Source organism: Geodermatophilus sp. SYSU D01105 (genome assembly GCF_054050095.1).
Genome location: NZ_JBJGYR010000012.1, coordinates 104,834 through 129,555, shown reverse-complemented (window position 1 = coordinate 129,555; position 24,722 = coordinate 104,834). Strand labels below are relative to the sequence as shown.

The following is a 24,722-nucleotide window of genomic DNA, read 5'->3' as shown; positions in this document are numbered from 1 at the left end:
CGGCGGCGCCCGGCCCGGCTCGCTCGCGTGTGTGCCCAGCCTCACGCAGCCCGGGGTCCCCGAGTCGGCGCCGTGCTGCGCGATGCCGGCGGGCCGGCGACCTCCCACCCCTCTGACCCGAGGGCGCGACACGGGCAGTGGGCTGCCGCGCAGCGGGCCCGGAGGCTGACACGCTCGGAGCGTGACTCGCCGTGCCACCGCTCTCGTCTGTCCGCCGCTGCTGCTCGCCGTCACCCTGCTCGCCGGGTGCGCGGAGGCGCAGGGTGGCTCGTCGACGTCCGGCTCCCCGGTCGCCGCCACCTCGTCGGTGTCCGCCTCGACGGCGACCGCGACCACGGCTCCCGAGGACGAGACCGAGGGCGAGACGGGCGGGGAGGACGCGACGGACGAGGACGCCTCCTCCGACGCTCCCTCGTTCCCCGCCGACACCGAACCGGACACGCAGGACGCGTCGGCCGACGCGCGCGGGACCGTGAGCGAGATCCGCACCGGCCGTCAGGACGGATTCGACCGCGTGGTCTTCGAGGTCGGTGGCACCGGTAGCCCCGGCTGGGACGTGCGGTACGTCGACGAGGCCAGCTCCCAGGGCAGCGGTGCACCGGTCGAGCTCGAGGGGGAGGCCGTCCTGCAGGTCACGCTCACCGGCATGGGCTACCCCTACGACACCGGCGTCGAGGAGTGGGCCGGCCCCGACCCGCTGCCCGGGAGCGGCACCCAGGTGGTCACCGAGGTCGCCTGGGACGCCACCTTCGAGGGCACGTCGGTGGCCTTCATCGGCACGACCGCGCGGGCGCCGTTCCGGGTCTACGCGCTCGAGAGCCCCACGCGTGTGGTGGTGGACCTCCGCGACGCCGGCTGAGCCGGCCAGCCGAGGGAGCCGGTCAGCCGAGGGAGGCGGTCAGCTCCACCGAGTCGGACTCGACGGTGGTGCACTCCAGCGTCAGCGGACCGGCGCTCACGGTCTCGCCCTGCGCGCAGGACACGCTGGCGTTGCCGACGCTCAGCGAGGCCCGGCCGTCCTGGACGCCACCGAAGGCCAGGTTCGTGCCCAGGATCTCCACCTCGGAGCCGCTCCCGGAGAGCGTGACCGAGCAGGAGGAGCCGCTGCAGGAGAAGTTCTCCGAGCTGAACGAGCAGCCGGCGAGCGGCAGCAGGGCCAGCGCGCCGGCGAGGGCGCCGGAGGTCAGGCGGGCGGCGCGGGTCGTGGTCGTCGCGGACATGTGCTGAGGGTAGGTCGAGGCGGTCAGCCGGTCGGGGAGGCGGGCGGGGTCGTCGTCCCGCCGTCCGGCGTGCCCGTCCCGTCCACCGGCGTGCCCGTCCCGTCCACCGGCGGCCCCGTCCCGTCCTGCGGGGACGGCGGCGGGACCACCACGCGCTCGATGGTCACCTCGGTCTCCCCGAGCCCGCCCAGGGTGATCTCGTCGTAGGCGGTCAACCTGCCCGTCGACGGGTCGAGGTACAGGACGGTGCAGGTCAGCGGCTCGGGGTACTCGCCCTGCAGCGCGCGCAGTCCCGCCCCACCGGTCGAGCCCTGCACCATGAGCAGCGTCCCGTCGTCGAGCTCGGAGACCTCGCGCTCGTGCGTGTGCCCGGCCAGGACCAGGGGGACGACGCCGTCCAGGGGTGGTGCCTGCTCCGGGTCGTGCACCATCGCGATCGCCGGGCGCCGGGGCAGGGCCTCGGCGAGCTCGGCCAGGTCCTCCCCGGTCTGCTCGAGGGACTCGGTGCCGCCGGTGGCGTCCCGGTCGGGCGTGAACCGCGGGTCCGGCGTGCCCACGACCTCGATGTCCGCCACGACCACGGCGGCGTCGTCCAGCACGGTCGTGTTGGGTTGCGCCTCGACCAGCTGTGCGGTGACGGCGGAGTCGTGGTTGCCGCGGATGAACACGTACGGGACGTCCAGCGTGCCGACGGAGGTGATGAGGCTGTTCTCCGGCTCGCTGCCCCAGTCGGTGATGTCCCCGGTGTCGAGGACGGCGTCCACGCCGAACTGGGCGACGACCTGCCGCACCAGGTCGAACCCGGCCGGGTTGAGGTGCAGGTCGGACACGTGCAGGAAGGCCACCGTGTCGTCGGCGTCCCCCGGCGGGGGCAGCGCGGAGAGCGCGGAGTACAGCGTGCTGACGTTGGAGACGAGGTCCTCCAGCGACGCCCGGTAGGCGTCGAAGCGGGCGACGATGTCCTGCGCGCTGCCGATCAGGCTGTTGGCGTTGACCAGCAGGCCGGTGTAGGTGGGCTGCGAGAGGGCCTCCGGGCGCCAGGTCGCCGCGGCCAGCCCGCCGGTCCCGGCCACCAGCCCGGCGGACAGGCCGAGGGCCAGGAGCACCTCGCGGCGCCGGCGGAGCAGCAGCAGGGACGCCGCCGTCGCGCCTGCCACCCCGGCGAGGGCGGTCAGGACGGCGACCCGCTCGACGGCGTCCCGGAGGTCCGCGCTCACCCGGTCCACCACGGTGTCGAGCCGGGCCGGGTCGCTGGCCAGCGCCGAGGCCCTGATCTCGTCCACGCGGCTGAGCTGGATCTCCAGCCGGAGAGGGCCGTCGTAGGCGTCGACCTGCAGCGCTCCCAGGGGCGGGATGTCGAGGTCGGCGCCGCCGCCGAACGGACGGAAGGCGAGCGTGGCGTCGAACGGCCCGATCGGCGCGTCGACCCGGCCCAGCAGCAGGATGCCCAGCCACGCGCCGGCCAGGACGACCGCCACCCGCCCGGCCCAGCGGCCGGCACCGCGCAGCAGCCGGGAGCGTGCGGAGGCGCCAGGGGTGCTCGGCTCGCTCACCCGGACCAGGCTAGTGAGCCCGGGTGTCCGGGCGCCGGGCTGCGGCAGGCGGTCAGGCGATCTCGGCGGCGGGCGTGCGGAAGATCCAGCGCAGCGCCAGGAAGCGCATGAGGCCGATCACCGCGGTGACCGTGACGACCAGCGCGACCTGGGTGAGGACGCTGACCTGGCCGACGGAGGAGTCGAGGACCCCGAGCGCGGCGCTGGTGGCCAGCAGCCCCAGCACGGTCACGCCACCGGCCTCCCACTGCGCGGTGAACCAGTGCACCCGCTCGCCGGCACGGAAGGTCATCCGCCGGTGCAGCTCGTTGGCCAGGGCGGTGGACGTCGCCGTCGCGAGGAGGTGCGCCGGGAGGTAGCCCAGCCACTCGAGGGCCACGAACAGCGCGGCGTAGACCAGCGTGGTCGCCCCACCGACGAGGACGAACCGGGCGAACTGCCCGAACGTGTCCTCCGCGCGGACCCGGGCCACGACGTTGTCCACCGCCTCACCCAGGACAGGGTGGCGGCAGATCAACGACGGGCAGGTCACGACGTTCCTCTCGACGGGCACGAGGTCCTCAGCACGAGGTCCTTTGTGCAGGCTCCACCTGGGGATCGGCTGTGTGCCAGCCTTTATTCCCCTGAGGTGCGACAGAATCGTTGTGCACCGCGTCACCTGCTGACCTGACACGCGACGTCCAGGTCGCTCCCAGGCGCGGCGGTCACCGTCGGTCCATGGGCAGCGACCGACCGGACAAGGGCCGCCACCTCCTCTCCGCCGCCGTCGCGGCGTCGGTCGCGCTGACGCTGCTCCCTGCCGGCGGGGGGAGCTGGCAGGGCGGGGTCGGGTGGTCGCACTCGGCATCGTCCCCGGTCGGCGCGGGTAAGGGCCGCCCATGAGCCTCATGGGGATCCTCGACCGGGTCGCAGACGTGACGACCTTCGACAAGGCGATCGAACCGGCTCGGCGAGCCGTGCAGGCCGCGCTCAGGCCACAGGCGCTCAAGGACTTCCTGCACGGCACGTGGCTCGGCCACCCCCTGCACCCGGTGCTGGTGCAGGTCCCCGTGGGCAGCTGGACGTCGGCGGGCCTGCTCGACGCGATCCCCCCGCTCCGGCCGGCCGCGACGGTGCTGATCGGCACGGGCGTGGCCGCCGCCGTCCCCGCGGCGCTGTCCGGCGCGGCGGACTGGTCGGAGCAGGGCTCCGGGGTGCGCCGGCTCGGCGCCCTGCACGCGCTGGGCAACACCGTCGCGCTCGGCCTGTTCATCGGTTCCCTGGTGGCCCGCGCGCGCGGCCGGGGCGGCCTCGGCCGGGTCCTCTCCTACTCGGGGCTGGGCATCGCCACCGGATCCGCGGCGGTGGGCGGGCACATGTCCTACGCGCAGTCCTCCGGCGCCTCGCACGCCGCGACCGCGGCGCGGGCGCTGTCCACGGACTGGATCGACCTCGGCCCGCTCGACGACCTGCCCGAGGGGCGGCCCGCGCTGCGCACCGGCAAGGGCGCGAGCATCGAGGTGCCGCTGGTCGCCGTCCGGCGGGGGACGCGGGTCGACGCCTTCGTCGGTGCCTGCTCGCACCTGTCCGGCCCGCTGTACGAGGGGTCGGTGGAGGAGGTGCACGGCGCGGCGTGCCTGGTCTGCCCGTGGCACGGCTCGGCGTTCGACCTGGAGGACGGCCAGCCGCGGCGCGGTCCCGCCGCCAACCCGCAGGAGAAGCTGGAGATCCGGATGGAGGCCGGCCACGTGATGGCCCGCCTGCCCGGCCACCAGCGGTAGCCCCGCGGGCCTACGCTGCGGCGCCATGAGGCGGGCGGCCGCAGCGCTGATCGCGGTCCTCTGCGCGGCCTGCAGCTCCCCCGCGGGCGGCGGTCCGGCGTCCTCCCCGGTCGCTGGCGGGACGACGTCGACGGCGCCGGCCGTGCCGGCCGTGCCCGGCATCGCGGCCGAGGTGGTGCGGCTGCGCACCGACGTGGTCGTCGGCGGCCGGGTGCAGGTGCGGGTGGCCGACACCGGTGCGGAGCCGTTCACGGTGACCGCGGTGGCCCTGGACTCGCCGGGCTTCGCGCCCCTGCCGCCGACCGCGCTCACCGCCGAGTTCGCGCCGGGGCGGGTGATCGACCTGCCCACGCCCTACGGTCGGCCGGTCTGCTCGGCCGACCCCGCCCCGGTCGCGGCCCGCCTGACGGTGACCCGGCCCGGCGGCGCGGCAGAGGAGGTCCGGGTGCCGCTGGCCGGCGACGACCTGCACGTCGTCCACCGCGAGGAGTGCGCCGTCGCCGCGGTGCGGGCGGTCGTCGACGTCGCCTTCACCGGGGTCACGGGCACGGCCGAGGAGGTCACGGGCACCGTCGTCCTGACCCGACACGGGGACGACGACCGGCCGGTGACCGTCACTGACGTCCGCCGGAGCGTCCTGATGGACGTCGCCCTGGCGGGGCTGCCGCTGGAGCTCGCGGCCGGCCGGCGAGAGGCGTCGGCGCCGGTGACGATCACGCCGGCGACCTGCGAGCCGCACGTGCTCGCCGAGGTCAAGCAGCCGTTCCTGTTCCCCCTGCAGGTGGCGGTCGGGGACGACGAGGCGGTCCCCGTGCCGCTGCCGGTGGACGAGGCGCAGCAGGCCCTGCTCTGGGACCTCGTGCGGCGGGTCTGCGGCTGAGTGGAGCCGGCCCGGCCGCCCCGGGGGGAACGGGACGGCCGGGCCGGGGCCTGGCACCGGGGAGCTCGCGGAGCCCTCGCTCGGTGGATGTGACGCTACGTAACGAATACCGCAGCACCCCATCCCCTGAGCGGGTGAAACGCCGTGAGCAATGTCACGGACTGTGATGTTCCGGTTCAAACCGGTCCGGAACGGCTCGCCCCACGGATGCGGCGGGGCACTGCCCGGCGCGTAGTGTGGCGGGCAGGCGTGGGGAGGGACCGGCGTCGATCGTGCGTCCAGCAGCGGCGTGGTGCGCAGCGCGGGCTCCAGATCGGGGTCGCGCAGCCGAGGTCACCCGCCCCCGGTGCAGAGCAGACCGGAGGCCGTGCCGTGGCCAGCAACGAGAACCCGCAGCCCGCCGACGCCGCCGAGGCGCTGGAGCGCCTGGGCCGGCTGTCCCTGCGTGAGCTCTCGATGGACAGCCTGCTGCAGACGGTGGCAGATCTGAGCAAGACCGTGATGCCCGGCGACCCCGAGACGTCGGTCACCCTGCTGGTCAGGGACAGGCCCACCTTGTTGGCGAGCACCGGCCCGCTGGCCGTCGACCTCGACGAGCGCCAGTACGAACGCGACCACGGTCCCTGCCTGCACGCCGCCCGCTCCGGCGAGGTGATCGAGGTCGCCGACGCCCGCACGGACAGCCGCTGGCGGGACTACCTGTCCCGAGCGGTCGAGCGCGGCTGCCTGAGCTCCCTGTCGATCCCGCTGCGCATCGACGAGGAGGAACAGGTCAGCGGGGCGCTGGACATCTACGCCCGGGACGCCGGCGCCTTCGACGAGGACAGCCGCTCGGCCGCCACCCGGTTTGGCCCGTACGCCGCGGTCGCGTGCGGCAATCTGTTCGCCTACCAGAACGCCCGCGACATGGCCGACAACCTCCAGCTCGCGCTCGAGTCCCGGGCGGTGATCGACCAGGCCAAAGGCGTGCTCATCGAACGCTACAAACTCACCCCCGACCAGGCCTTCCAGCTGCTGGCCCAGGCGTCGATGCACGCCAATCGGAAGGTGCGCGACCTCGCCGACCACCTCGTGCACACCGGCGAGTTCCCCCTCCGGTAGCTCCGGGGGCAGCCGACCGTCGTCGGCGCCCGACCCGCGTCGGCTCGCCCGGGGGCCGGGTGTCCTGGACGCTCAAGGCAGCCACCGCGGCATCCCTGGGGGGCTGCGGTGGTCAGGCCCCGCCGCTCCAACGCACGGGCGGCGGGGCCGCCCAGCAGGGCCGTGCACCGCAGACACCGGTGGTGCTTCGCGGGCGACCCGGTGCGCAGCTGAGGACGCTGACGGGGTCAGTGGTCCGGCCCGCGGTGGTCTCGCGGCCGGGCCGTCCCCTGCCGCGCGGTCGACCGGACCTCGGTGGGGGTGGAGTCGATGCGAGCCCAGACGGACTTGCGGTGCCCGTCGGTCGTCCAGCCGTGCGCGTCGCACAGTTGGGGGACCAGGTGCAGCCCGAGGCCACCCCTCGCCGGATCGCGGCCGATGGCAGGGCTGGGCGGCCGGTCGGCTGCGGCGTCGCTGACCTCGAGCAGCCAGGACGTGGTGGTGCCGGTCACGGTGACCTCGTCCGGGCTGCGACCGTGACGCAGCGCATTGGAGGCCAGTTCCTCGTAGGCCAGCAGCAGGCGCTCGACTGCCCCCTCCTCGGCGCCGGGAGAGCGAGCGCCGTCGTGCAGAGCGGCGGCGAGCTGTCGCCGGCCGGCGGTCAGGTCGGCCAGGCCGGCCGGCACCCAGCGCCCGATCACAGAACCGCTCCCCACTTCCGGCCGCGCCCGTTGTACCCACGCCGGGCTCATGCCGGTGCCTTCAGCTGCCCCGAAGGGCGGTCGGCAGCTCCCGCTGAGGGGCCAGGCTCGGGTGACCGAGGTCCCACGGGAACTCGTTGACGGCATGCGCGAGGGTGTTGTGCTCGACGTCGCTCCATGCGGCGGTGCCGTCGAGGTACTCGACGACCGCAGCGCGAGGTCCGTTCCCGCCCAGCGCGACGTAGTCGGCCCACAGGTCGCAGACGAGGGGATCGCCCAACCGCCAGGCGATGAGGGTCAGGGGGCAGACAGCAGTGGAGGCGGGCACCGGGGTCCTCGAGGGGTGGGAGCGGTCGGTCGGAGCCGTGGCCGGCTCGACGACGGGAACGAGGCGGGTGGCGATGGTGGCGTGGTACCCGCGGACGCGCTCCGGCGCCTTGTTGGTGGGCGACCCGAACAGTGCCTGGTCGTACCCGCATGGGCGTGTCGGGAAACGCAACGACGGCCCCGGGACCGTGTGCGACGGGCGATGCGGTCCGACGGATGTCGGGCCGCATGCAGGCGGCGTGGCTCCGGGAGTTGGAGCTCCTCCGCCTCCGGCTGGCCTCGTCGTCGAAGCGTCCGCCGTCCGCCGCACGGGTCGCGCTAGCCCCGCAGCGGGCCGCAGGCGCAGCGGACCTCTCCTCATGTCCTCGTGAGGAGTCGGGGGCTCCCTGCTCCACCCGGGCCTCTGGTGGATGCAGAGAACCCTGTTGAGCTGCGCTTCGGCTGATGCAGCGGACAGTCCGACGTGTGTTTCCAGGACGATCCTCCTCCTTCGGGGGAACGCCGCAGCTCCTCGTGTGGAACGGAGCTGTGCGGCATCTGTGGACGTTCGCGACCCCTCATGGGAGAGCGGTTCCCTGTCCCTCCCGCTCAGCCGTCGCTCCAGTCGCCGGCGCCCGCCTCGATGCCGGCTCCGGTGATCCTCCGACCACCCTGTCGCACACCGGGTGACGACCCTTCGCTCGGCGGCGGCTCCGGTTGTCGAAACCGCCAGCACCGCGGCGTCGGCTGAGAGGCTCCGCCGGCATGCCCACTCCGAGGTCGGCCACCTGGCCGAGTGGCCTCGCGCCTGAACTGATGCGTCTCATGACCATGCAGTGCAGGAGCCGAACCCGAAGTGCTCGGCGAGGCCTCGTGGCGGCAGCGGTCCTGGCCGTGCTCCCGCTCGCGGTGACTGCGGTGCCGGCCGGCGCGACGACCTCCGGTGACACTCCGCAGGAGGAGACGCCCTCGGCGATCGCGGACATCGTGCAGAGCGCGATGGCCGAGGATCACCTCCGGGCGGTGATCGTCGAGGTCACTCGGGGCGGGGAGGTGGTGACGAGGCAGGCATTCGGTACGTCGATGGACGGCGTGCCGGCGACCACCGACATGCACTTCCGTAACGGCGCCGTCGCCTTTGCCTACCTGGGCACCCTCCTCATGCAGTTCGTCGACGAGCACGAGGTCGGGCTCGACGACACCATCGACCGCTGGATGCCGGACCTGCCCGAGGCCGACGAGGTCACGCTGGAGATGCTGGCGAACCAGACCTCCGGCTATCCCGACTACGAGACCGATCCGGCCTGGGAGGCCGCCTGGAACGCGGACCCGTTCCACATCTGGACCTTCGAGGAGCGGCTCGCCTACGCGTTCACCCGCCCGGTCGCGTTCCCCCCGGGGACGAACTGGAGCTACGCGCACACCAACTTCATGATCCTCGGCGAGATCCTCGCCGAGATCGGCGGGAAGCCGTTGGACCAGCTGCTGCGCGAGAAGGTGCTCGGCCCGATGGGCCTGGCCGACACCGTGGCGTCGGTGACCTCCGGCGTTCCCGACCCGGTCCTCCACACCTTCAGCTCGGAGCGCCGGGGGGCGCTCGGCATCCCGCCGACGACCGCCTTCTACGAGGAGTCGACGTTCTGGAACACGCAGTGGGGCACGCCGATCGGCGCGAACCAGACGACGACCATCGGCGACATGGCGACGACCGCGGTGCAGGTCGGCACCGGCGCCCTCCTGTCGGAGTCCAGTTACCACGCCATGACCGACCCGAACCTGCTGGGCTTCGGGCACACGGACCCCAGCTGTTCGCCCTCGTGCTTCACGCAGGTGGACGGGTACAACTACGGCCTGGGCGTCGTCCGTTCCGGGTCGTGGATCCTGCAGAACCCGCTACTGGCCGGCATCAGCGGGACGGCGGCGTACCTGCCCTCCCAGGAGGTCGCCGTCGCGGTGGCCGTGACGTACCTGCCTGGTGCTTTCGACGCCGAGGGCAACTACGCCAACGCTGCCGACCGCCTGTTCCGGTTGATCGGAGCCGTCGTGGCACCGGATGACGCACCGCCGATGCCGCCCGGTTGAGGCGCTGCGTCGACTCGCCGGTTGGCGGAAACCCGCACGATCGACGAGGTCACCCCGCGCGCGGGGCGGCTTCCGCCGCGGACCAGCGTGAGGAACGGACGGTAACCTCGCTGCAGGCCGCAGCGGCCCCCCGATGTCTCACGCGTTGTCTCGTGGGTTGTCTGGAGGGTTTTCTGCACCCACCGGGCCTCTGGTGGATGCAGAAAACCTCTTCTGCCTGCGCATTTGTCCATCCCCGGACGGTCCAGTCGTTGCAGCCTGGGACGTCGGATGCGCCGTGGTGGAACGCCGTCGGTCGGCTGTGGAACGGCTGGCGGGTCTTGAATGACGTGGCTGCCTGCAGTCGTTGGACGTGCACAACTGCGATGTGCCTCAGCCCTCGCCCTTCCGGGTCCGCCGGTCGGTGGCAGTAGCGTGCGAAGTGTGGGGGGCATCGCCGGCGGCGACTCAGGTCCGGCCGCACCACAGGTCGTCATCAGCTGGTCTCATGCCTCGAACGCGGGACGGGGCCTCGAGGACCGGGCGGCGCAGCGAGCGGCCGACGAGGCTTGGCGTGATGAAGTCCTTGAGTTCTTCGTTGCACTGCGCCGCTTAGGGATTGACGCCGACATCGACCTCGCTCACTTCAGTGAGCGGGGAGTCGACTGGACGCGGTGGGGCCCCAGGATGGTCCGCGAGCGTGACGTCATCGCCGTGGTCAACGCGGGGTGGCGTCGCGCCTGGGAGGAATCGGGAGACGGCCGCACCGGACGCGGCGCCGCCGCTGAGGTGGACGTCCTCCTGAGCATGTTCAACGAAGATCGCGACGCCTTCCAGAAGAAGGTGGTACCGGTCCTGCTTCCGAGCTGTGATGACTCGGACGTGCCGTATGGCCTCGACCGACTTCCGCGGGTCCGCGTACCGGCGTTCGACGACGACGGCATGACCCCACTCCTCCGGATCCTGACCAACCAGCCTGAGTACCCGGTGCCGTCTCTTGGTGCGATCCCGCTGCTCCCGCCCGCCGCCAGCGCCGGGATCCAGCGACGGCTCGACCATCCTGCTGCTGTCGGAGGAAGCGCGGCGGCCCACGACCAGGTCGGCATCACCGACTCCGTGACTGTGGAGCACGTGCGCGGCGGCGCCGAGGAAGACCGGGACACGACCGAAGCCGAACTGCGCGATGAGATCGCCTTGCTCCGCAGTGCACTGCGTCAGGTGCCGCAGCCGGGGCCCGGTGAGGGGCCCCACCTCCCCTGGTACAGAACCTGGGAGCAGCTGCAGCTTCAGCTCGCAGGGCTTCAGCGCCAGCTGGCCGACCTCGAGACGGTGCCGGCAGCGTCGGGATCCGCGCCGTCATCTCAGGACCAGCTCCGCCTCGCGTCCCTGCTGGACGGTCTTGCCGCCGAGGTCGAGCGCAACAACCGCTGCTGGTTGCTGTTGGCGGCGATCCCGACGGGCTCGCGGTTGGCCGCGCAAGTCTCAGGCCGGACGACAGTCGAACAACGTCGCGAGCAGTTGACGCGCTGGCGGGAGAGGAGCGCACCGGTCGTCCTGCTCGACTGGAGCACGCAAGCCGTTCGCCGCCCCGGCCGCGTGACCTTCACCGGCGAGTCCTTGCACGGCCCGGCACCTTCGACCCGCTGGCGCGTCGAGCTGCTGGACGACGGCAGCGCCGTCGTGGCCGCCGCCGTTTCGGAGCCGCCGGCGATCGACACTCCTGGGTTCGTGAGCTGGTCCGGGCAACCAGGAGAGACGGTCCGCGATGCGGCCATCTTCCTTCCGGTCCGACGCGACCTACTCGAAATCTGGATGCTGACCGCCGTCGAGTTGGCCCTTGATCATGCCCGGCACGACGGCGAACCCATCGACGCGATGGTCTTGCAGGCGCAGGTCATGCTGCCGACCGACTTGGCCATCCCGGGCGTGCACGACCCGCGACAACTCGGTGTCCGGATCGTCGAGGAGGTCCGGGACGAGGACGAACACCGCCTCGGCGATCGGCCAGTTCCTGGCGGCTACGACCTGCCGCTCGGCAGCACGCCGCCGACGGCCACGGAGCTGGTCGAGCTGCCAGCCGCCGAAGACCCACGCGCAGTGGTCCAGACAGCGCGGCATCTAGCCGGAGGGCTCCTGGAGTACTTCGGCGTGGAGGGCACAGCGCTGCTTCGAGCAGACAACACCGTCGATGCGTTCGCGGCGGCCGAGGGCGACCAGCAGGTGACGCATCAGCATGCGCGCGCAGTCGGGCTCCCCGTCGATCCCCGTAGCCCGGCTGAACGCCGGCGACGCTACGAGGAGATGGTCGTCGAAGCACGCGCCCAGTTGCGGCCGGACTGACCGAGGGCCCGTGCGGCGCATCGGACCTACGCCTCAAGGGTCGCGAGACGAGGCGCTAATACCTCGAGGCCAGCCGTGCGCACGCGGTACTCCCCGATGCTGACTTCGCTGTGTTCGCCGCGCCCGGGGTAGACGAGGGTCGCGGTGCGCAGGCCGAGCCGGTAGGCGTAGGTGACGACCTGGTAGATCTCGTCGGTACTCGGCTTGGCGCCCCACGGCTTGTACTTCGCGTCGTAGAGCGCGACCGGGCTGTGGTCGGGGCCGACTTCGAGGAGGTCGGCAGCGGCGGTGATGTTCGTCCCGTCGGTACTCAGCAGGACTGGGTGCTGGACGGACAGCCGATGCCCAGGGCGCAGGGACCGTGCCAACGCAGCCTGCACGAACGACTCCCACACTCTCGTCATGTTGAACAGGACGCTGACGCCGCCGGTGCCACTGCCGGCGGGCAGTGTGGTGCGACCGGCGAGGATGAGGGCGGCGAGGCCGACGGCTTCGCGGTAGCGAGTCGGCATGTTGCGTCTGGCTATGTCGAGCAGGTGCTGCGGGTCGGCGACGGCGGTGATGCCGGTGAGGACCGGTGCCAGCGCGCGCAGCCGGACGGCCAGTTGCGGGTCCTCGTAGGTCTGGTGGACCAGAACGCGGTGCGCGGCGGCGAGGACCTGGTTCACCGGGATGTCGACGGTCTGCCGCCGCGCACGCGTGATGAGGCGATCGGGCCGACCGAGGTGCCGGGCGAGGTGGGCGGTGGCATCGGGGACCCCCGGGTAGGGCGGTCGGGTGAAGGTGCGGGCGACGTACCCCTTCGCAAGGCCGAACCCGGCTATGCCGCGGAGCTCGCGCGCGAACGCGGTCGCGATCAGCTCGAGCAGCCCCCGGCCGACGCGGAACAGCGTAGGCGCTTCGTGCAGCACAGTGGGGTGACGTGCGGCGACCCGCAGGACCTCGAGCAGGTCCGTGAACGGAAACCGGCTGGCGATGTCGACGGTCAATCCAGAGCGCAGCGTGAACCGGCCGACGAACGGGCCGGGCTGGACGTCGTAGCAGCCCGGCTGCGCCGAGGGGGTGAGCTGCTGGATCACCCGCGGCTCGGCACTGTCGGTGATGGCACCCCGGGTCAGCCGCGCGAGCTCGACGGCCTGCGCGGCCGTCAGGGCGACGGTGCGGGTCTCGTACTCGCGCAGCTCGAGCACGTCAGCTCCGTTCGGCGATCAGCGCGCGAACGTCTTGGTCGAGCCGGGCGAGCTGCTCCGGCTGTTCGAACCAGTGCTCGGCCAGATAAGGCCGCACCTGGTACGACCAGATCCGTTCGGCGGTGACCGCGTCGGCGTCGTCGACCATCCAGTAGGAGTGGCCGGGCGCGACCGGACTGTCGGCGCCGACCCGGTCGAGCACCAGGTCGAACAGGCCGACGAGGAGGTCGCCGTCGACGTCGGGGTGCGTCGTCGCCCAGCGCGCCAGCACGTCACGGCTCGGGTGAAGCGGGAAGGCGTTGAACCGGCGACGCAGCGCGAAGTCGACGAGGGCGAGGCTGCGGTCGGCGGTGTTCATGGTGCCGAGCACGACGAGGTTGCGCGGCACTGAGAACCGGCGCTGGGAGTAGGGCAGGAGCACGGATCGGCTACCGCGGTACTCGAGCAGGAGCAGCAGCTCACCGAAGACGGCGGCGACGTCGGCGCGGTTCATCTCGTCGATGACGAGCACGAACGTGTCATCGGCCGCCGCACGTGCCTTCGTGCACAGCTCCTGGAACAGCCCCGGACGGACCGTGTAGCGGAGCGCGCCGCTGTCGGCGGTTGCGTCGGGACGCAAGCCCTCGATGAAGTCCTCGTAGGAGTAGGCGGAGTGGAACTGCACTAGCTCGATGTGCTCGGCGGAGGTGGCAAGGTGGCGGGCCAGGGTGGTGGCGACGTGGGTCTTCCCGGTCCCTGGCGGCCCGTAGAACAGCCCCTGCCGCAGCGTGGTCAGGGCGCCGACCCACTCGTCGATCACCTCGGCGGGCAGGTGGCAGGCTTCCGCGACGTCTCCCACCGACAGCGGCCCCCCGGGGTCACCGCCGCCGTCATCTTCCTCGTCGTCCTCGACGGGGACGACGACGTCGTCCCCCCATGCTGCGGCCGCGAGCGGGTGCAGGGCGCGGAACAGCGTCCCGATCTGGTCGGCGAGGTGCGGGTCGTCGAGTCGTGGGTCGCCCGCCGGGATCGCCCACTTGATCGACGTGCCGCCGGCGTCGAGCCAGTTCTGCATGCCCGCGGCGTCTCCGACCGCGCGTCCTGGCACCGCCTCGTCGAGCGGGTGTTCGCGGACGTGGATCTCCCAGGTGAGCTCGTCGAGGTGGGGCGCCACGGAGGCGAACAGCTCGTCGGCCCGGTTGGTCAGGGCGGTCCTGAGCCGCTCCCGCTGTTCGTCGGTGGCCGATCCCAAGAACAACGACGCCTCCAGAGCAGCGGGCTGGACGAGCACGGCGAGCTGGACGTCCTCCTGCTTACGTCCTCGGCTGAACGCGCCCCACAGGTACGTGTAGTACTCGCCCTGCTCGTCGGGGAACCGCTTGCGGATGGAGGCCAGTACATGGTTGGTCTTCACCGCGGTGTCGAGTTGCGGGTCCAGTTCTCTGAGATGCCGCTCGGCGAGCTGCTCGAGCAGGGTGACGAACGGTTGCCGGAGCTCGGTGCGATACCGGTCCCGGTTGGCCTGCATCCAGGCACCGTCGTTGTGGTTTGCCAGGTCGGCCAGGAACGCCAACGGCGCCTGCCCGAACGTGGTGGTCGCGCCGGTGTCGGCGCGTGCCTGCCGCGCCTCACGCCACAGTGCGGTCAGGACGGCGTCGGCTTCTTGCGGCGCGACGTCGTGGCGCGTCCGCCACTCGTTCAGGGACCGACAGAACCGCTCGTACTCCGCGCGGCTGTCGGCGTGGAAGGGCGGGCAGCGCATGGCGGCGGCGAGCCCCCGCATGGTGGCGTTGATGCACACACCGAACTGGTCCGGGTCGCGCAGGTACAGCAGCATGCTCGGCAGTGACGACCCGGCGCCGGGGAGAACGGAGCGGTCGCCGAGGATCCCTCCAAGCGTGTCCAGCGCCGTGTCGACGTCCGCTGTCCACAGGGTGGCCACGACGTCGTTGAACCGGTCGAGGTCTTCGGTGACCTTCTGCATCGTCGCGCCGGCGAACGCGGGGGAGAACCGGTCTTGGCGGATCCGGCCGGCCAGTTCGTGGGTGTTGAACAGCTGCCCGAGCCGCGTGGCCTCATCTCGGTCCAGACGGCCGGCGCGGCTGTCCAGGAGAGCCACGGCTGCCTGCTCGGCGAGCATGCGGCCGGCCACGAACCGGTCGCCGAAGGCGGTACGGACCTGGCTGAGCACATGCGGGGTCGAGTCCGTCGTGAGGTCACTGGCGGTCATGTTGCGAGCCTCCCCGCACTGCGCTCATAGCTCGGGTCACTCATCCCGTTCACGTCCTGCCTGGTCACCCTGACACGGCGGACCTTTGGGAGAGACGCCGCGGTGTGGGCCCCGCCGTGTTGAGGCGGGGCCACACGCTGGCAGCGGTCACGCCGCCGCAGAGGAGCTGGAGCGCGGCGGGTTGGGTGCGCACAGGCGGCACCGGGAGGCCCGCGGGTCGGTAGCGGTGTGGAGCCGTGTGGCGTCGGTGGTCGCCCAGGCGGCGTGCTGCTCGGCCCAGGTGTCCGGGAACAGGTCGCGCAGCCGTGCCTCGGCGTCATCGGCGGCCAGCCACAGCAGTTCGGCGCCGACCTGGTCGTGGGCGGTGTGCTCGGCTGCTGCGGTAGCCAGGTGGTCGCGGCGGCGCAGCAGCTCCAGGCGCAGGACCCGGCGGGCCGGGCCTTCGACGCGCATCCAGGCGTTGGGATCGCGGGCGGGGTCGGTTGAGGTCATGGCTCCCTGCTGGGTTGACGGGGACGGAGTCGGCCGGGGGCGGTGCCGGTGTCGAGGAGCCGCGGTCAGGTCAGGCGGCGTACAGGTCAGGGCTGCGCAGCCGCAGCGACAGCGCGATCTGCGCGCGGGTTGCAGCGCTGGCCAGCCGGGCCTCGAGCGTCCCCAGCTCCTGCGCGCACTCCAGCCGCCGATCGGTGTCGGCGCCGGCGCAGTCCGGGCAGGGCAGCAGCGGCTCCAGGCGGGCCAGCAGCAGCTCGGCGGCGGTGCGGGTAGCGGCGAGGCGCTCACTGCTGTGGTGGGGGCTGAAGCCGATGGGCAGTGAGTCGAGGTCGATGTCGACCAGTGCCGCCGCGCGGCGCAGGACGGCTGCGTCCCGCAGGGCGAGCAGCACGTCCGGGTGCAGCGGCCGGTGGGGGCGGGCGGTGAGGAAGTCGGGCACGGGGTGGGGCACCTCCGGTGCGGGCGGCGCAGGGCCGCGGCGAGTGGGTCGCGGCACCAGGAGTGCTGGGGCGTCGCCGGGTGGCATTCGTCCCGGCTCACCCGTTCGGGCGAACCAGGAGGGTGGCCGCCGGTACAGGCGGGTGGGCCCGGGCGCGATGCGCCCGGGCCCACCGGCGGTCAGGCCGCCTCGGGCGGCTGGTTGTCCACGCCGCCGTACGTGGCGTCGGCGGCGCAGACGCTGCAGCCCTGCGTGGGCAGCTCGTGCAGCATGCCCTCCTCCTCGGAGGCCCACTGCGGGAACTGCGCGTAGTACACCTGCGGCCAGCTCTCGCGGATCGTCTCCTCGACCGCCCACAGCACGTGCAGGATGTCCGTGCACTCGGGCAGGTCGTGGGAGCGCTGCTCGGCCGCCGTGGCGGCCAGGCGAGCCCGCACCTCCAGCAGCTGCCGCAGGTGCGCGCGGCGGCGGGGGCTCCACTCGGCGAGGGAGACGACGGTGCCGTCGCCGATGCCGAGGATGTGGTCGATCGCGGTCATGCAGGTCCTCCGATGGACCTCGGCGCTCGTCCCGGCGGGATGCCGAGGGGTAGCGCGAAGCTCCCGCCGATGTCGGTTGGGAAGCTCGCGGTCACCCGTTGGAGCGGGGACCGGCTCCGCCAGTCCCGGCTCCTACAGGCAACGAGTTTCGGCGGCCGGTGGGCGCTCCGTCCTGCCGGAGTGCACCGCAGCACCCGGTGGCGGCAGTTCACCTCCCTTTCTGCCACCGGCGTGCCCGGTCCCGGCCTGCGCTGTGCCCGCCCGTCCGAGGCCGCTGCGTGGGTCGGCGCCGGCCGTCCTTACCTCCTCCGTGCCGATGCCGGTTGCCCCATGCCCGGCGGCTACTGATCACCTCCTTCCTGCCGCCGGCGCCGAGCGTCGCTGTCCGCGTCCACGTCCTCGCATGTGCTGGGTCTGGGTCGCTGTGGAGTTGTCCGCGGCCGGTGATGATGACCACTGACTGCGAGGTGCCCGCCTGTTGGGCGGTCCGGTCGTGACGCCGGCGGTCGCCGGCCCGCAGACCGGATGCCGGTGTCTGTTCCGGCGGCCGGCGGGGGCGCAATCACCTGCGTGCCACCCGCCTTGCCCCCCCCGGTCGGGCGTGCTCTCAGGCGGTGCGGTCGAATGCCGCAGCGGTGACCGCCCGCACGCTGCGCCCCGTCAGAGTCCTGGGACGAGGGAGGCGATGTGGGGCGACGGGTTGCGGCCAACAGCACCCCGCCGGTGCGGGCCGCGGCGACTGCCGGGCCGGAGCTGGCCGACGCGGTGGTACAGGTGACCGCGCAGTGGCGGACCGAGCGGCTGATCAGCGAGCAGACGCTGCTGCGGGCCACCGAGACCATCGGCCGATACGTGCGCCGGCTCGAGGCCGGTGGCGTGCAGCGGTTCGGGCAGGAGACCCCGGTGGACGCCGCGGCGTTCGTCCGGGCCCGCACCGGCGACGGGCGACCGGCGGAGCTGGCCACGATGCACGCCCGCCGCACCTGTCTGCGGCTGCTGTACCGGACGCTGCGGGCCCGCGGCTGGCACGACGGGGATCCGACGCTGGACCTGGTGCTGCCGCCGCGCGGCGTCCGCGCGGCGCGGCCGCTGACCGGCGACGAGGTTGCGCTGTGCCGGCTGTCGAGCCGGCTGGGCGCTGGTGCGCGCACCCTGCGCCTGGCGGTGTGCTGGGCGCTGGGGGAGACCACCGCGGTCTCCAGCGAGATCGCCGCAGTGCGGCTGCGGGACCTGGACGATGCGCGGCGGCCGACCGTGGTGCGGCTGCCCGGCACCCGCCGCCACGACCCCCGCGTCGGGACGCTGTCGCCGTGGGGACAGGCGGTGCTGGCCCGCCACACGCAGGCACTGCAGGCCGCCGACGCGGGCGCGGACACCCTGCTCGCCTACGGCGGCGCTGCCCGCCCTGGCGGGCACGTGAGCCAGGCCAGCGTCTGCAACGCCCTCGGAGCGGTGCTCGACCTGGCCGGGCTGTCCGGGGAGGCCGACGTCCGCCCGGCGTCCCTGCGGCACTGGGCCGGCCGGGAGCTGTTCGACGCCGGATCGCCGATCGAGGAGGTGGCCCGCCGGCTGGGAGCGCGCAGCCTGGACACCGCGGCCGAGGACATCGCCCTGACCTGGCGGAGCGGCCGATGACCCGACCCCGCAGCAACGTCCCGACCACCGTCGAGCAGGTGCGCGCCGTCATGCGCCACCGCCCGATCTACGAACTCGGGCAGCTCGTCCCGGCCGCCCCGCCGGTGGGCCGCCGCCCGGTGCACCCCGGCTACCTGCTCATCGCCTTCGGCGTGCTGACCCGCATGACCCGCTCGGGCGCCAAGCTGGACGCCGAGCTGCGCAGCGGCACGCTGTGGCCGCTGATGCAGGCCGAGGCCACCGCGATGCGCGACCGGCTGCCCGCCGAGCTGTGGGCGCCGCCGGGGGACCGCCCGCCGACCTGGGCGGCCTGGCAGTACGCCCGCAACACGCACCTCACCACCGACGAGGCACTGGCCGAGATGCACCGGCTGTTCATCGACGGTGCGGTCGCCCAGGCCCGCGGCCTCGGCCTGCTCGACCCTGCAGGACCCGGGTCGCTGACCCACCCGGCGCGCTCCCGAACGGTCTACGGGGACGGCACGGTGGTGCGAGGTCTCTATAAACCCCCGCCCGTGGTGTGGGTCGAGGATCCCGACACCGGGCAGCGGCTGCGCCGCTACCGCGACAAGCGCACCGGCAAGCTCACCGACACCCCTACCCGCCGCCACGACCCCGACAGCGCCGAGTGGCACGGCCACACCGGCCCCGTCCACGGCACCAATCTGGTCGCCGTCTACGCCCGCGGCGACGCCCCCTACCAGCGGGTCGTGCTGGCCGTCGGCCGCGCCGAGCGCCCCGGTCGCGAGGCCGACGCCGCCGTCGGGCTCATCGGCGACGTGCACCGCGTCGCCGGCGCCGGCGTGCAGGCCGTCGTCTATGACGGCGCGCTGCGCGGCGTGCACCTCGAGACTCTGATGACCCGCCACGGGCTGGTCGTCGTCAACAAGGTCGCCGCCGCGCCGCTCACCGAGGCGGAGAAGGCCGACCGAGACGGGGTCAAGGCGGTCAAGACCTATCCGCTGGGCACCTGGGAGCACGACACCGAGGACGGGGCTTGCGCGCACATGCTGGCCGCTGTCGACGGCGCGATCGTGGAGATGACCCTCGACGAGGCCGGCGATCCGGTGATCGCCCATCGGCTGGCCCGCCGCCAGGTCAAGCGCCCTCGCCGCAGCAGCGGCAACTACCACTTCAGCGCCGCGTTCACCGTGCCCTGCCCGCGGGGGGACTTCGACGCATGGATCACTCCGCACGGTGAGCCCGGCGACCCCGACGCCCGCCGCGCCGAGAACGTCCGGCTGATCGCCGAGGGCGAGGACGACTTCACCCGCCTGTACGGCATCCGCAACGACGCCGAGGCGTTCAACAGCGCCTTCAAGCGATCCCTGCTGGTCAACCGCGCGATGAGCCTGGGCTGGCGCCGCCAGCTGCTCGATGCCACCTGCTTCGCGCTGCTGTCCAACGCCGTCGTCGCCCACCGGGCCGCGCAGACCGCCTCGCAGGCCTCGGTCACGGCCCGGCGCCGCCCGCTGCGGGCGGCGTGACCGGACACCGGCAGCTCCACCGGCCCACCTCTCGCCGGGCTACTGCCGAGCCCAACCACCCCCAGGACCAGTCGCCGTGTCCCTGACACGACGAGTTCCTGGAGCACCACATGCACATCCCGACGTCGCCCACGACGGCGCCGGGCACCGGCGAGGCCACCCCGGTCGCCTCGCTCCGTCCGACGGGGTCCCTGGCCCAGATCGCCCTCTCAGAGGACGTGCCGGCCGAGCTGTCCGCGCTGCTGCACATGCCGGTGTACGAGCTGCTGGCGCTGGACAACCTGCGCGCCGGCGAGCGCATCCGCGGCGCCGCGGCCCCGCTCATCGACATCGCCTGCGCGGTGCTGCAGTGGCCGGCGCTGGCCTCCTTCGCCGAGGTCCTGCCGAAGCCGAAGTCCACGGCCGGCAAGGGCGGCCGGAAGATGAACTACCCGCCACTGCTGATGCTGATCTACGCGGTGCTGGAGCGCGTCTACCGCGCCGGCACGCAGGTCGACGCGGAGCTGCGCAGCCCGCTCAACTGGCTGCGCCTCCGGGTGGCGTACTGGCAGCTGACCGGCGTGTGGCTGCCCGAGCAGCCGATGACCTGGGCCCACTACGAGTACTTCCGGGACACCTATCTGGCGCCCAAGCACCGCAAGGGCGAGCCGATCGACACCGGCGTCTACAACCCGGCCAACCCCACCGTGCTGCAGACGCTCATCCGCCACCTCGGCGTGGTCTCCGTCGAGCTGGTCCGCGCGCTGGGCGGCTTCCCGGACCAGGAGATCGACCTGCAGACCCCCAGCCGGCTCAACGCCATCCACGGCGACGGGTCGACGAAGAAGGCGAACTCCGGGGTGCGGGAGTACACCGACACCTTCGCCGACGGCACCACCGAGACCCACCGGTACGGCTCGCGGGCCACCGTCGGCCAGGCGCGGGTGCAGCGGGTCTTCACCGACACCGCCGCCGACGGCAAGACCGGCGAGGGCCTGAACATGGTGGGGCTGTACTGGCGCCACCCCGAGCTGACCGACAGCCGGGTGGTGCTGTTCACCGGCATGGCGCCCGGCGCGGAGAAGGAGGTGGCACTGCCCGCGGTCCGCCAGGTCCGGGGTCTGGTCGGCGACGCGCTGCACTTCCTCGTCTACGACGGCCTGTTCGACGGCTTCCCGATCGACGAGCTGCTCGCCGAGGGGGTCATCACCGTCAACAAGCCGCCGCAGGCCGACACCGGCAAGAAGGCCACCACCCGGACGACCAACCGCACCCGCCTCCCGGACCACACCCCGGAGCAGATGACGATCGCCACGCACCGCGCCGACGGCCGCGAGATCAGGACCGCCGCGGAGAAGAAGCGGCTGCGCGGCGCGGAGTTCCAGCGCCAGGTGGACACCGTGCTCAAGCGCCCTGAGTACCGTGACCCGGTCGGCCAGCGCACCTTCCTGACCCCGTCGGGTAAGGCCAAGCAGAAGGCGACGCTGGTCAGCTTCGACGTCGACCCGGCCGTGCACGCGCTGCCCGACGGCACGGTCTGCGAGCACGCCCTGGTCGCCGACGACGCCGCGCTGTGGGAGTGGCGGCAGGACCAGGTCACCGGAGAGAAGGTCAAGACCACCCGCGAGCCCCTGGAGCGGGTCGGCGCCGCCCTTCTCCGCGACTCTGAGGACCGCTCCTACGTGCAGCTGGACTTCCGCATCCCCTGCGAGCACGGGCCCTTCGTGCACCACGTCGAGCTGCGCCCCAACCTGTCCGGCCGCCGGCAGCGCAACCGGGCCACCCGGCTGCTGCGGATCCTGCCGGAGGCCTACGCCGAGGCCTTCCACGCCATCTACGACGTCCGCAACGACACCGAGGGCGCCAACTCCACCTACAACGCCACCCTGTACATCCAGGGCCGCGCGCAGAGCCTCGACGCCCACGCCCAGCTGCTGGACTGGCTGGCCTGGGCGCTGCTGAACAACGCGCTCACCTACGTCCACCACCTCGGCGCCGGCCTCGAGGCCGGCCACAAGCCGAAGAACACCCGCAAGCCGGCCCGCACCGCCGCCTGACCGGCACCACCCACACGGCCGCGGCCGGGGGCAGCCCACGAGGCAGCCCCCGGCCGCGGCCGTCGTGTAGGGCGATGGGGGGACACCGAAACCGGGTCTGCGCCCGACGCGCGAGAGGGCCCTCCTCGAACAGGCTGAAGACACCGCCGGGGACCGCCTCCGGCCCCGCCGAGGAGACCCCACCATGACCGCCGCGCTGCCCGCTGCGCCCGCCGCCGACGACCCGCTGCCGGCGCGGCCCCGCGCCCCGTTCACCCTGGCCGACCTGCGTCCCGGCGCGCCCTCCGCCGCGCAGCCGCTGCCGGCGCTGCCGGCCGTCAGCTACACCCAGGCCGTGACCGTCGCCGCCGGCCACCGCACCGACCCCGACCAGCCGCTGGCGCCCGCCGAGCTGCTGCCCCTGCTGCCGGCCGTGTGGCGCGAGCTCGGGCTGTTCCCCACCCAGGACGGCCTGGACGCAGCGGTCGCCACCCTGGCCCGCTTCGCCGCCTGGCTGCCCGCCAACAAGGTCACCGACCTGCGCGACGTGGACACCGCCTGCACCGCCCGGTTCATCAACGGCAAGTTCGACGGCGAGCCGACGCTCGAGCACAAGCACTGGCGGCGGATGACGCTGATCGTCACCTGGCTCACCCTCGACCACCTCGGCAGCCCCACCACCGGCGCGGCCGACGTCGCCGACGGCCCGGCGTGGCTGGCCGCCGCCCGGTGCCGCCGCGGTCCCGCCGGCGAGGTTCCGGCCCCGCCGCTGTTCCGGCTCACCGAGATGCAGCGCACCCGGGCCGCGAAGGCCCGCCGCGCCGGCAAGAAGCCGCAGCCGACCGACGTGCTGCCCGACCGTCCGCTCACCGAGATCGAGATCGTCGCCGGCCGGCTCACCGTCGCCGGCTGGAACCCGGCCAGCCGCGACCAGGTCACCATCACCTGGGCGCTCGCCGAGGCCGGTACCGGCACCGGCGAGATCCCCTGCGTGCGCGGCACCGACTTCGACGACCTGGCCGCACCGACCCACGTGCAGCTCGTCGGCACCCGCGACGCCGCCGCGCGCACCGTCGCGCTCACCCCCTGGGGCCGGGCACAGGCCGCCCGGGTCCTGCGGAAGCTGCAGCGCGCCGCCGTGCCCGCCGGCGCCACCGTCGCCTACACCGGCCGCAAGGACCCCGAGCACAAGGACGCGCAGGCCTCGATCAGCAGCAACCTCAACCGCGTCCTGGACGCCGCCGGCATCACCGGCGACGACGTCGCCCCGCACTCCGTCCGCCACTGGGCCGCCCGGCACGCCTACGACACCACCGGCCGGCTGCGCGCCGCCGCGGGCGTCCTCGGCCGCGACTCCGGCATCGACTGCCTCCACCAGATCGCCCTCGACCCCCGCGAGGTCGACTAGCCCCCGGAGCGCAACTGCCCGAGGCGGCGCCAGCCGGCGCCGCCTCGGGCAGTTGACGTGGCCGCCTGACGCGGCCGCAGCAGTCAGTCCCTGGGGGGCTGCCGCTTGGCCGCGAACTTGAAGCTGTCGAGGAACAGGTCCCGGATGACCGGCGAGTCGACGAGGCCGGCGATGCTCTCCACGTCCTTGTCCTGCAGGTAGTCACAGACGGCGATCCACGCCTCGCCGACCGCGCTGGTGAAGGCGAAGGCGACCCCAGCCTGGACGGTCTTGACGGCCACGTTCACACCGGGCACCCACGACAACAGCGAGCGCACGGCCATCTTGGCGAGCGCCGAAACCCCCTGGTGAAGGAATGCAGCCGAAGCCAGCGAGGCGAGGGTCTGCATGCCCACGGGGAAGCCGTAGATGGAGGAGATCCGGCCGATCATGGCCGCCTGGATGGGCACGATGGCGGCCGTGTCGGCGATCGGGATGGGCACCGCCGCCGCCGCCGCCGCAGCCGTCGCGGCGGCGTAGATGATCACGCGGGCCGAGGCGTGCTTGCGGTCGAGGTCGATCTGCTGTGCCGCAGTCAGCGCTGCGCGAACTGCCTCCGGGACGACCTGAAAGGTGGCATCGAGCAACTCCTGCAGCCCGTGGACCGGCAAGCCCGAGAAGTCGTCGGCGACCGCGTTGGTCAGCAGCACCCGTCCGGTCGGCGCGATGCCGAGGTTGCGGCCCTCGATGTCCTCCGCCAGGGCCTGCGCGTCCGGGTGCACCTCGCCCGCCGCGTTCATCGGTACCTGGGTGAGCACCAGCAGGACCGGCAGGTCCATGTTCTGCAGCTCCTTGACGAAGGCTGCCTGCCCGTCCTCGAATCGGCGGTCCGCCCAGCGCAGGCAGTACCAGACCGCGTGGATCTGCCGGTTGATCCCGGCCTGCCGCTTCTCGTCCACGATCTCGCGGAGCCGGGCGAGGAGGTCGTCGCTCGACTCGCCCACCTCGAAGCCCTCGGAGTCGTACAGACCGAGCGGCTTGTTGGGCACCTCGTAGTACTGCAGGCCTCGGGTGACGGGCCGGCCAACGCCGGTGCTCGCGACCTCGTCGCCGAAGATGGCGTTGACGAGGGTGCTCTTGCCGGTGCCCGTCTTGCCGACGAGCAGCAGGTTGATCCGGCCGAGCTTCTTGAGAGCGGACTTGATCTCATCGCTCACGAGGTGCTTGAAGTCAGAGCCACCGGAGGTGTTGGAGAAGTCGTTCAGCTCAGACAACTGCTGTGCCACCCACTCACGTTCAAGGCCAGGCGGTTGGGCCGCGGGCCTGTCGGGACATTCCGAGACAACATCGGCGTCCTTCGTGGGCTACTTGACCCGACGGGCATCTACGTCAAGCCGCTCGGCGGTGGGCGCAGTGGGCGCTGCCGCA

The 24,722-nt window shown here is 72.9% G+C and carries 22 protein-coding genes; 11 read left to right on the top strand and 11 right to left on the bottom strand.

What is annotated here, in order from left to right:
• Window positions 1-181 precede the first annotated feature (181 nt).
• Window positions 182-859 carry an AMIN-like domain-containing (lipo)protein gene (locus ACI79I_RS13485; RefSeq protein ID WP_456992847.1) on the top strand — a complete coding sequence of 226 codons (678 nt, stop codon included), beginning with the start codon at window positions 182-184 and terminating at the stop codon, window positions 857-859.
• Between the two features lie 22 nt (window positions 860-881).
• Here ACI79I_RS13485 and ACI79I_RS13480 read toward each other — a convergent pair whose 3' ends face one another.
• From ACI79I_RS13480 to ACI79I_RS13470, 3 genes are read right to left on the bottom strand one after another with little or no spacing between them, the layout of a single operon-like run.
• The gene (locus ACI79I_RS13480) at window positions 882-1,220 is read right to left on the bottom strand and encodes a hypothetical protein (RefSeq protein WP_456992846.1); all 339 of its coding nucleotides are present in this window, start codon (window positions 1,218-1,220) and stop codon (window positions 882-884) included.
• Between the two features lie 23 nt (window positions 1,221-1,243).
• Window positions 1,244-2,773 carry a metallophosphoesterase gene (locus ACI79I_RS13475; RefSeq protein ID WP_456992845.1) on the bottom strand — a complete coding sequence of 510 codons (1,530 nt, stop codon included), beginning with the start codon at window positions 2,771-2,773 and terminating at the stop codon, window positions 1,244-1,246.
• Window positions 2,774-2,825: 52 nt separating this feature from the next.
• Window positions 2,826-3,326, bottom strand: coding sequence for a GtrA family protein (locus tag ACI79I_RS13470; RefSeq protein WP_456992844.1), 501 nt, complete (start codon window positions 3,324-3,326; stop codon window positions 2,826-2,828).
• A 164-nt stretch (window positions 3,327-3,490) separates the two neighbouring features.
• On the opposite strand from ACI79I_RS13470, the gene ACI79I_RS13465 reads away from it, so the two are divergent.
• The 4 genes from ACI79I_RS13465 to ACI79I_RS13450 all read left to right on the top strand — a co-directional run bounded on the left by ACI79I_RS13465 (window position 3,491) and on the right by ACI79I_RS13450 (window position 6,514).
• The gene (locus ACI79I_RS13465) at window positions 3,491-3,655 is read left to right on the top strand and encodes a hypothetical protein (protein ID WP_456992843.1); all 165 of its coding nucleotides are present in this window, start codon (window positions 3,491-3,493) and stop codon (window positions 3,653-3,655) included.
• The gene (locus ACI79I_RS13460; protein WP_456992842.1) at window positions 3,652-4,533 is read left to right on the top strand and encodes a Rieske 2Fe-2S domain-containing protein; all 882 of its coding nucleotides are present in this window, start codon (window positions 3,652-3,654) and stop codon (window positions 4,531-4,533) included. Before ACI79I_RS13465 ends, ACI79I_RS13460 begins: the two co-directional genes overlap by 4 nt.
• 25 nt (window positions 4,534-4,558) lie before the next feature.
• Window positions 4,559-5,413, top strand: a complete 855-nt coding sequence (locus ACI79I_RS13455) for a hypothetical protein (protein WP_456992841.1) — start codon at window positions 4,559-4,561, stop codon at window positions 5,411-5,413.
• Window positions 5,414-5,785: 372 nt separating this feature from the next.
• Window positions 5,786-6,514: an ANTAR domain-containing protein gene (locus ACI79I_RS13450; RefSeq protein ID WP_456992840.1), complete on the top strand. Its 729-nt coding sequence runs from the start codon at window positions 5,786-5,788 to the stop codon at window positions 6,512-6,514.
• A gap of 227 nt (window positions 6,515-6,741) precedes the next feature.
• On the opposite strand, the gene ACI79I_RS13445 is transcribed toward ACI79I_RS13450, so the two are convergent.
• Window positions 6,742-7,194 carry an ATP-binding protein gene (locus ACI79I_RS13445; protein WP_456992839.1) on the bottom strand — a complete coding sequence of 151 codons (453 nt, stop codon included), beginning with the start codon at window positions 7,192-7,194 and terminating at the stop codon, window positions 6,742-6,744.
• A 61-nt stretch (window positions 7,195-7,255) separates the two neighbouring features.
• Complete coding sequence (locus ACI79I_RS13440) at window positions 7,256-7,522, bottom strand: hypothetical protein (protein ID WP_456992838.1); 267 nt, start codon at window positions 7,520-7,522, stop codon at window positions 7,256-7,258.
• A gap of 851 nt (window positions 7,523-8,373) precedes the next feature.
• Here ACI79I_RS13440 and ACI79I_RS13435 point away from each other — a divergent pair.
• Together ACI79I_RS13435 and ACI79I_RS13430 are read left to right on the top strand one after the other, a co-directional pair.
• On the top strand, window positions 8,374-9,582 hold the full coding sequence (locus tag ACI79I_RS13435; RefSeq protein ID WP_456992837.1) for a serine hydrolase domain-containing protein: 1,209 nt from the start codon (window positions 8,374-8,376) through the stop codon (window positions 9,580-9,582).
• A 423-nt stretch (window positions 9,583-10,005) separates the two neighbouring features.
• Window positions 10,006-11,901, top strand: a complete 1,896-nt coding sequence (locus ACI79I_RS13430; protein ID WP_456992836.1) for a hypothetical protein — start codon at window positions 10,006-10,008, stop codon at window positions 11,899-11,901.
• 26 nt (window positions 11,902-11,927) lie between these two features.
• Here the strand turns inward: ACI79I_RS13430 and ACI79I_RS13425 are convergent, their stop codons facing one another.
• The 5 genes from ACI79I_RS13425 to ACI79I_RS13405 form a co-directional block, all read right to left on the bottom strand.
• Window positions 11,928-13,091, bottom strand: a complete 1,164-nt coding sequence (locus tag ACI79I_RS13425) for a 5-methylcytosine restriction system specificity protein McrC (protein WP_456992835.1) — start codon at window positions 13,089-13,091, stop codon at window positions 11,928-11,930.
• Between the two features lies 1 nt (window position 13,092).
• Window positions 13,093-15,300, bottom strand: a complete 2,208-nt coding sequence (locus ACI79I_RS13420; protein WP_456992834.1) for a DUF2461 family protein — start codon at window positions 15,298-15,300, stop codon at window positions 13,093-13,095.
• A gap of 147 nt (window positions 15,301-15,447) precedes the next feature.
• Window positions 15,448-15,792 carry a hypothetical protein gene (locus ACI79I_RS13415; protein ID WP_456992833.1) on the bottom strand — a complete coding sequence of 115 codons (345 nt, stop codon included), beginning with the start codon at window positions 15,790-15,792 and terminating at the stop codon, window positions 15,448-15,450.
• Window positions 15,793-15,862: 70 nt separating this feature from the next.
• Entirely contained in the window at window positions 15,863-16,231 is a 369-nt protein-coding gene (locus ACI79I_RS13410; RefSeq protein ID WP_456992832.1) for a hypothetical protein, read from the bottom strand.
• A 179-nt stretch (window positions 16,232-16,410) separates the two neighbouring features.
• Window positions 16,411-16,770, bottom strand: a complete 360-nt coding sequence (locus ACI79I_RS13405; protein ID WP_456992831.1) for a hypothetical protein — start codon at window positions 16,768-16,770, stop codon at window positions 16,411-16,413.
• A 687-nt stretch (window positions 16,771-17,457) separates the two neighbouring features.
• Here ACI79I_RS13405 and ACI79I_RS13400 point away from each other — a divergent pair.
• The 4 genes from ACI79I_RS13400 (at window position 17,458) to ACI79I_RS13385 (ending at window position 23,315) form a co-directional block, all read left to right on the top strand.
• The gene (locus ACI79I_RS13400) at window positions 17,458-18,405 is read left to right on the top strand and encodes a tyrosine-type recombinase/integrase (protein WP_456992830.1); all 948 of its coding nucleotides are present in this window, start codon (window positions 17,458-17,460) and stop codon (window positions 18,403-18,405) included.
• Window positions 18,402-19,892, top strand: a complete 1,491-nt coding sequence (locus ACI79I_RS13395) for a hypothetical protein (protein ID WP_456992829.1) — start codon at window positions 18,402-18,404, stop codon at window positions 19,890-19,892. The genes ACI79I_RS13400 and ACI79I_RS13395 overlap by 4 nt, the downstream gene beginning before the upstream one ends.
• 110 nt (window positions 19,893-20,002) lie before the next feature.
• The gene (locus ACI79I_RS13390) at window positions 20,003-21,928 is read left to right on the top strand and encodes a hypothetical protein (protein ID WP_456992828.1); all 1,926 of its coding nucleotides are present in this window, start codon (window positions 20,003-20,005) and stop codon (window positions 21,926-21,928) included.
• A 184-nt stretch (window positions 21,929-22,112) separates the two neighbouring features.
• A complete protein-coding gene (locus ACI79I_RS13385) occupies window positions 22,113-23,315 on the top strand; it encodes a hypothetical protein (protein WP_456992827.1) in 1,203 nt (400 codons plus the stop codon).
• 83 nt (window positions 23,316-23,398) lie between these two features.
• Here the strand turns inward: ACI79I_RS13385 and ACI79I_RS13380 are convergent, their stop codons facing one another.
• Window positions 23,399-24,580: a GTPase family protein gene (locus ACI79I_RS13380; protein WP_456992826.1), complete on the bottom strand. Its 1,182-nt coding sequence runs from the start codon at window positions 24,578-24,580 to the stop codon at window positions 23,399-23,401.
• Window positions 24,581-24,722: the final 142 nt, after the last annotated feature.

Excerpts from the sequence above, each read along its gene's own strand:
- ACI79I_RS13480 (WP_456992846.1), bottom strand. The coding sequence starts at position 1,220 with ATGTCCGCGACGACCACGACCCGCGCCGCCCGCCTGACCTCCGGCGCC.
- ACI79I_RS13465 (WP_456992843.1), top strand. The coding sequence starts at position 3,491 with ATGGGCAGCGACCGACCGGACAAGGGCCGCCACCTCCTCTCCGCCGCC.
- ACI79I_RS13460 (WP_456992842.1), top strand. The coding sequence starts at position 3,652 with ATGAGCCTCATGGGGATCCTCGACCGGGTCGCAGACGTGACGACCTTC.
- ACI79I_RS13455 (WP_456992841.1), top strand. The coding sequence starts at position 4,559 with ATGAGGCGGGCGGCCGCAGCGCTGATCGCGGTCCTCTGCGCGGCCTGC.
- ACI79I_RS13420 (WP_456992834.1), bottom strand. The coding sequence starts at position 15,300 with ATGACCGCCAGTGACCTCACGACGGACTCGACCCCGCATGTGCTCAGC.
- ACI79I_RS13415 (WP_456992833.1), bottom strand. The coding sequence starts at position 15,792 with ATGACCTCAACCGACCCCGCCCGCGATCCCAACGCCTGGATGCGCGTC.
- ACI79I_RS13405 (WP_456992831.1), bottom strand. The coding sequence starts at position 16,770 with ATGACCGCGATCGACCACATCCTCGGCATCGGCGACGGCACCGTCGTC.
- ACI79I_RS13395 (WP_456992829.1), top strand. The coding sequence starts at position 18,402 with ATGACCCGACCCCGCAGCAACGTCCCGACCACCGTCGAGCAGGTGCGC.
- ACI79I_RS13390 (WP_456992828.1), top strand. The coding sequence starts at position 20,003 with ATGCACATCCCGACGTCGCCCACGACGGCGCCGGGCACCGGCGAGGCC.
- ACI79I_RS13385 (WP_456992827.1), top strand. The coding sequence starts at position 22,113 with ATGACCGCCGCGCTGCCCGCTGCGCCCGCCGCCGACGACCCGCTGCCG.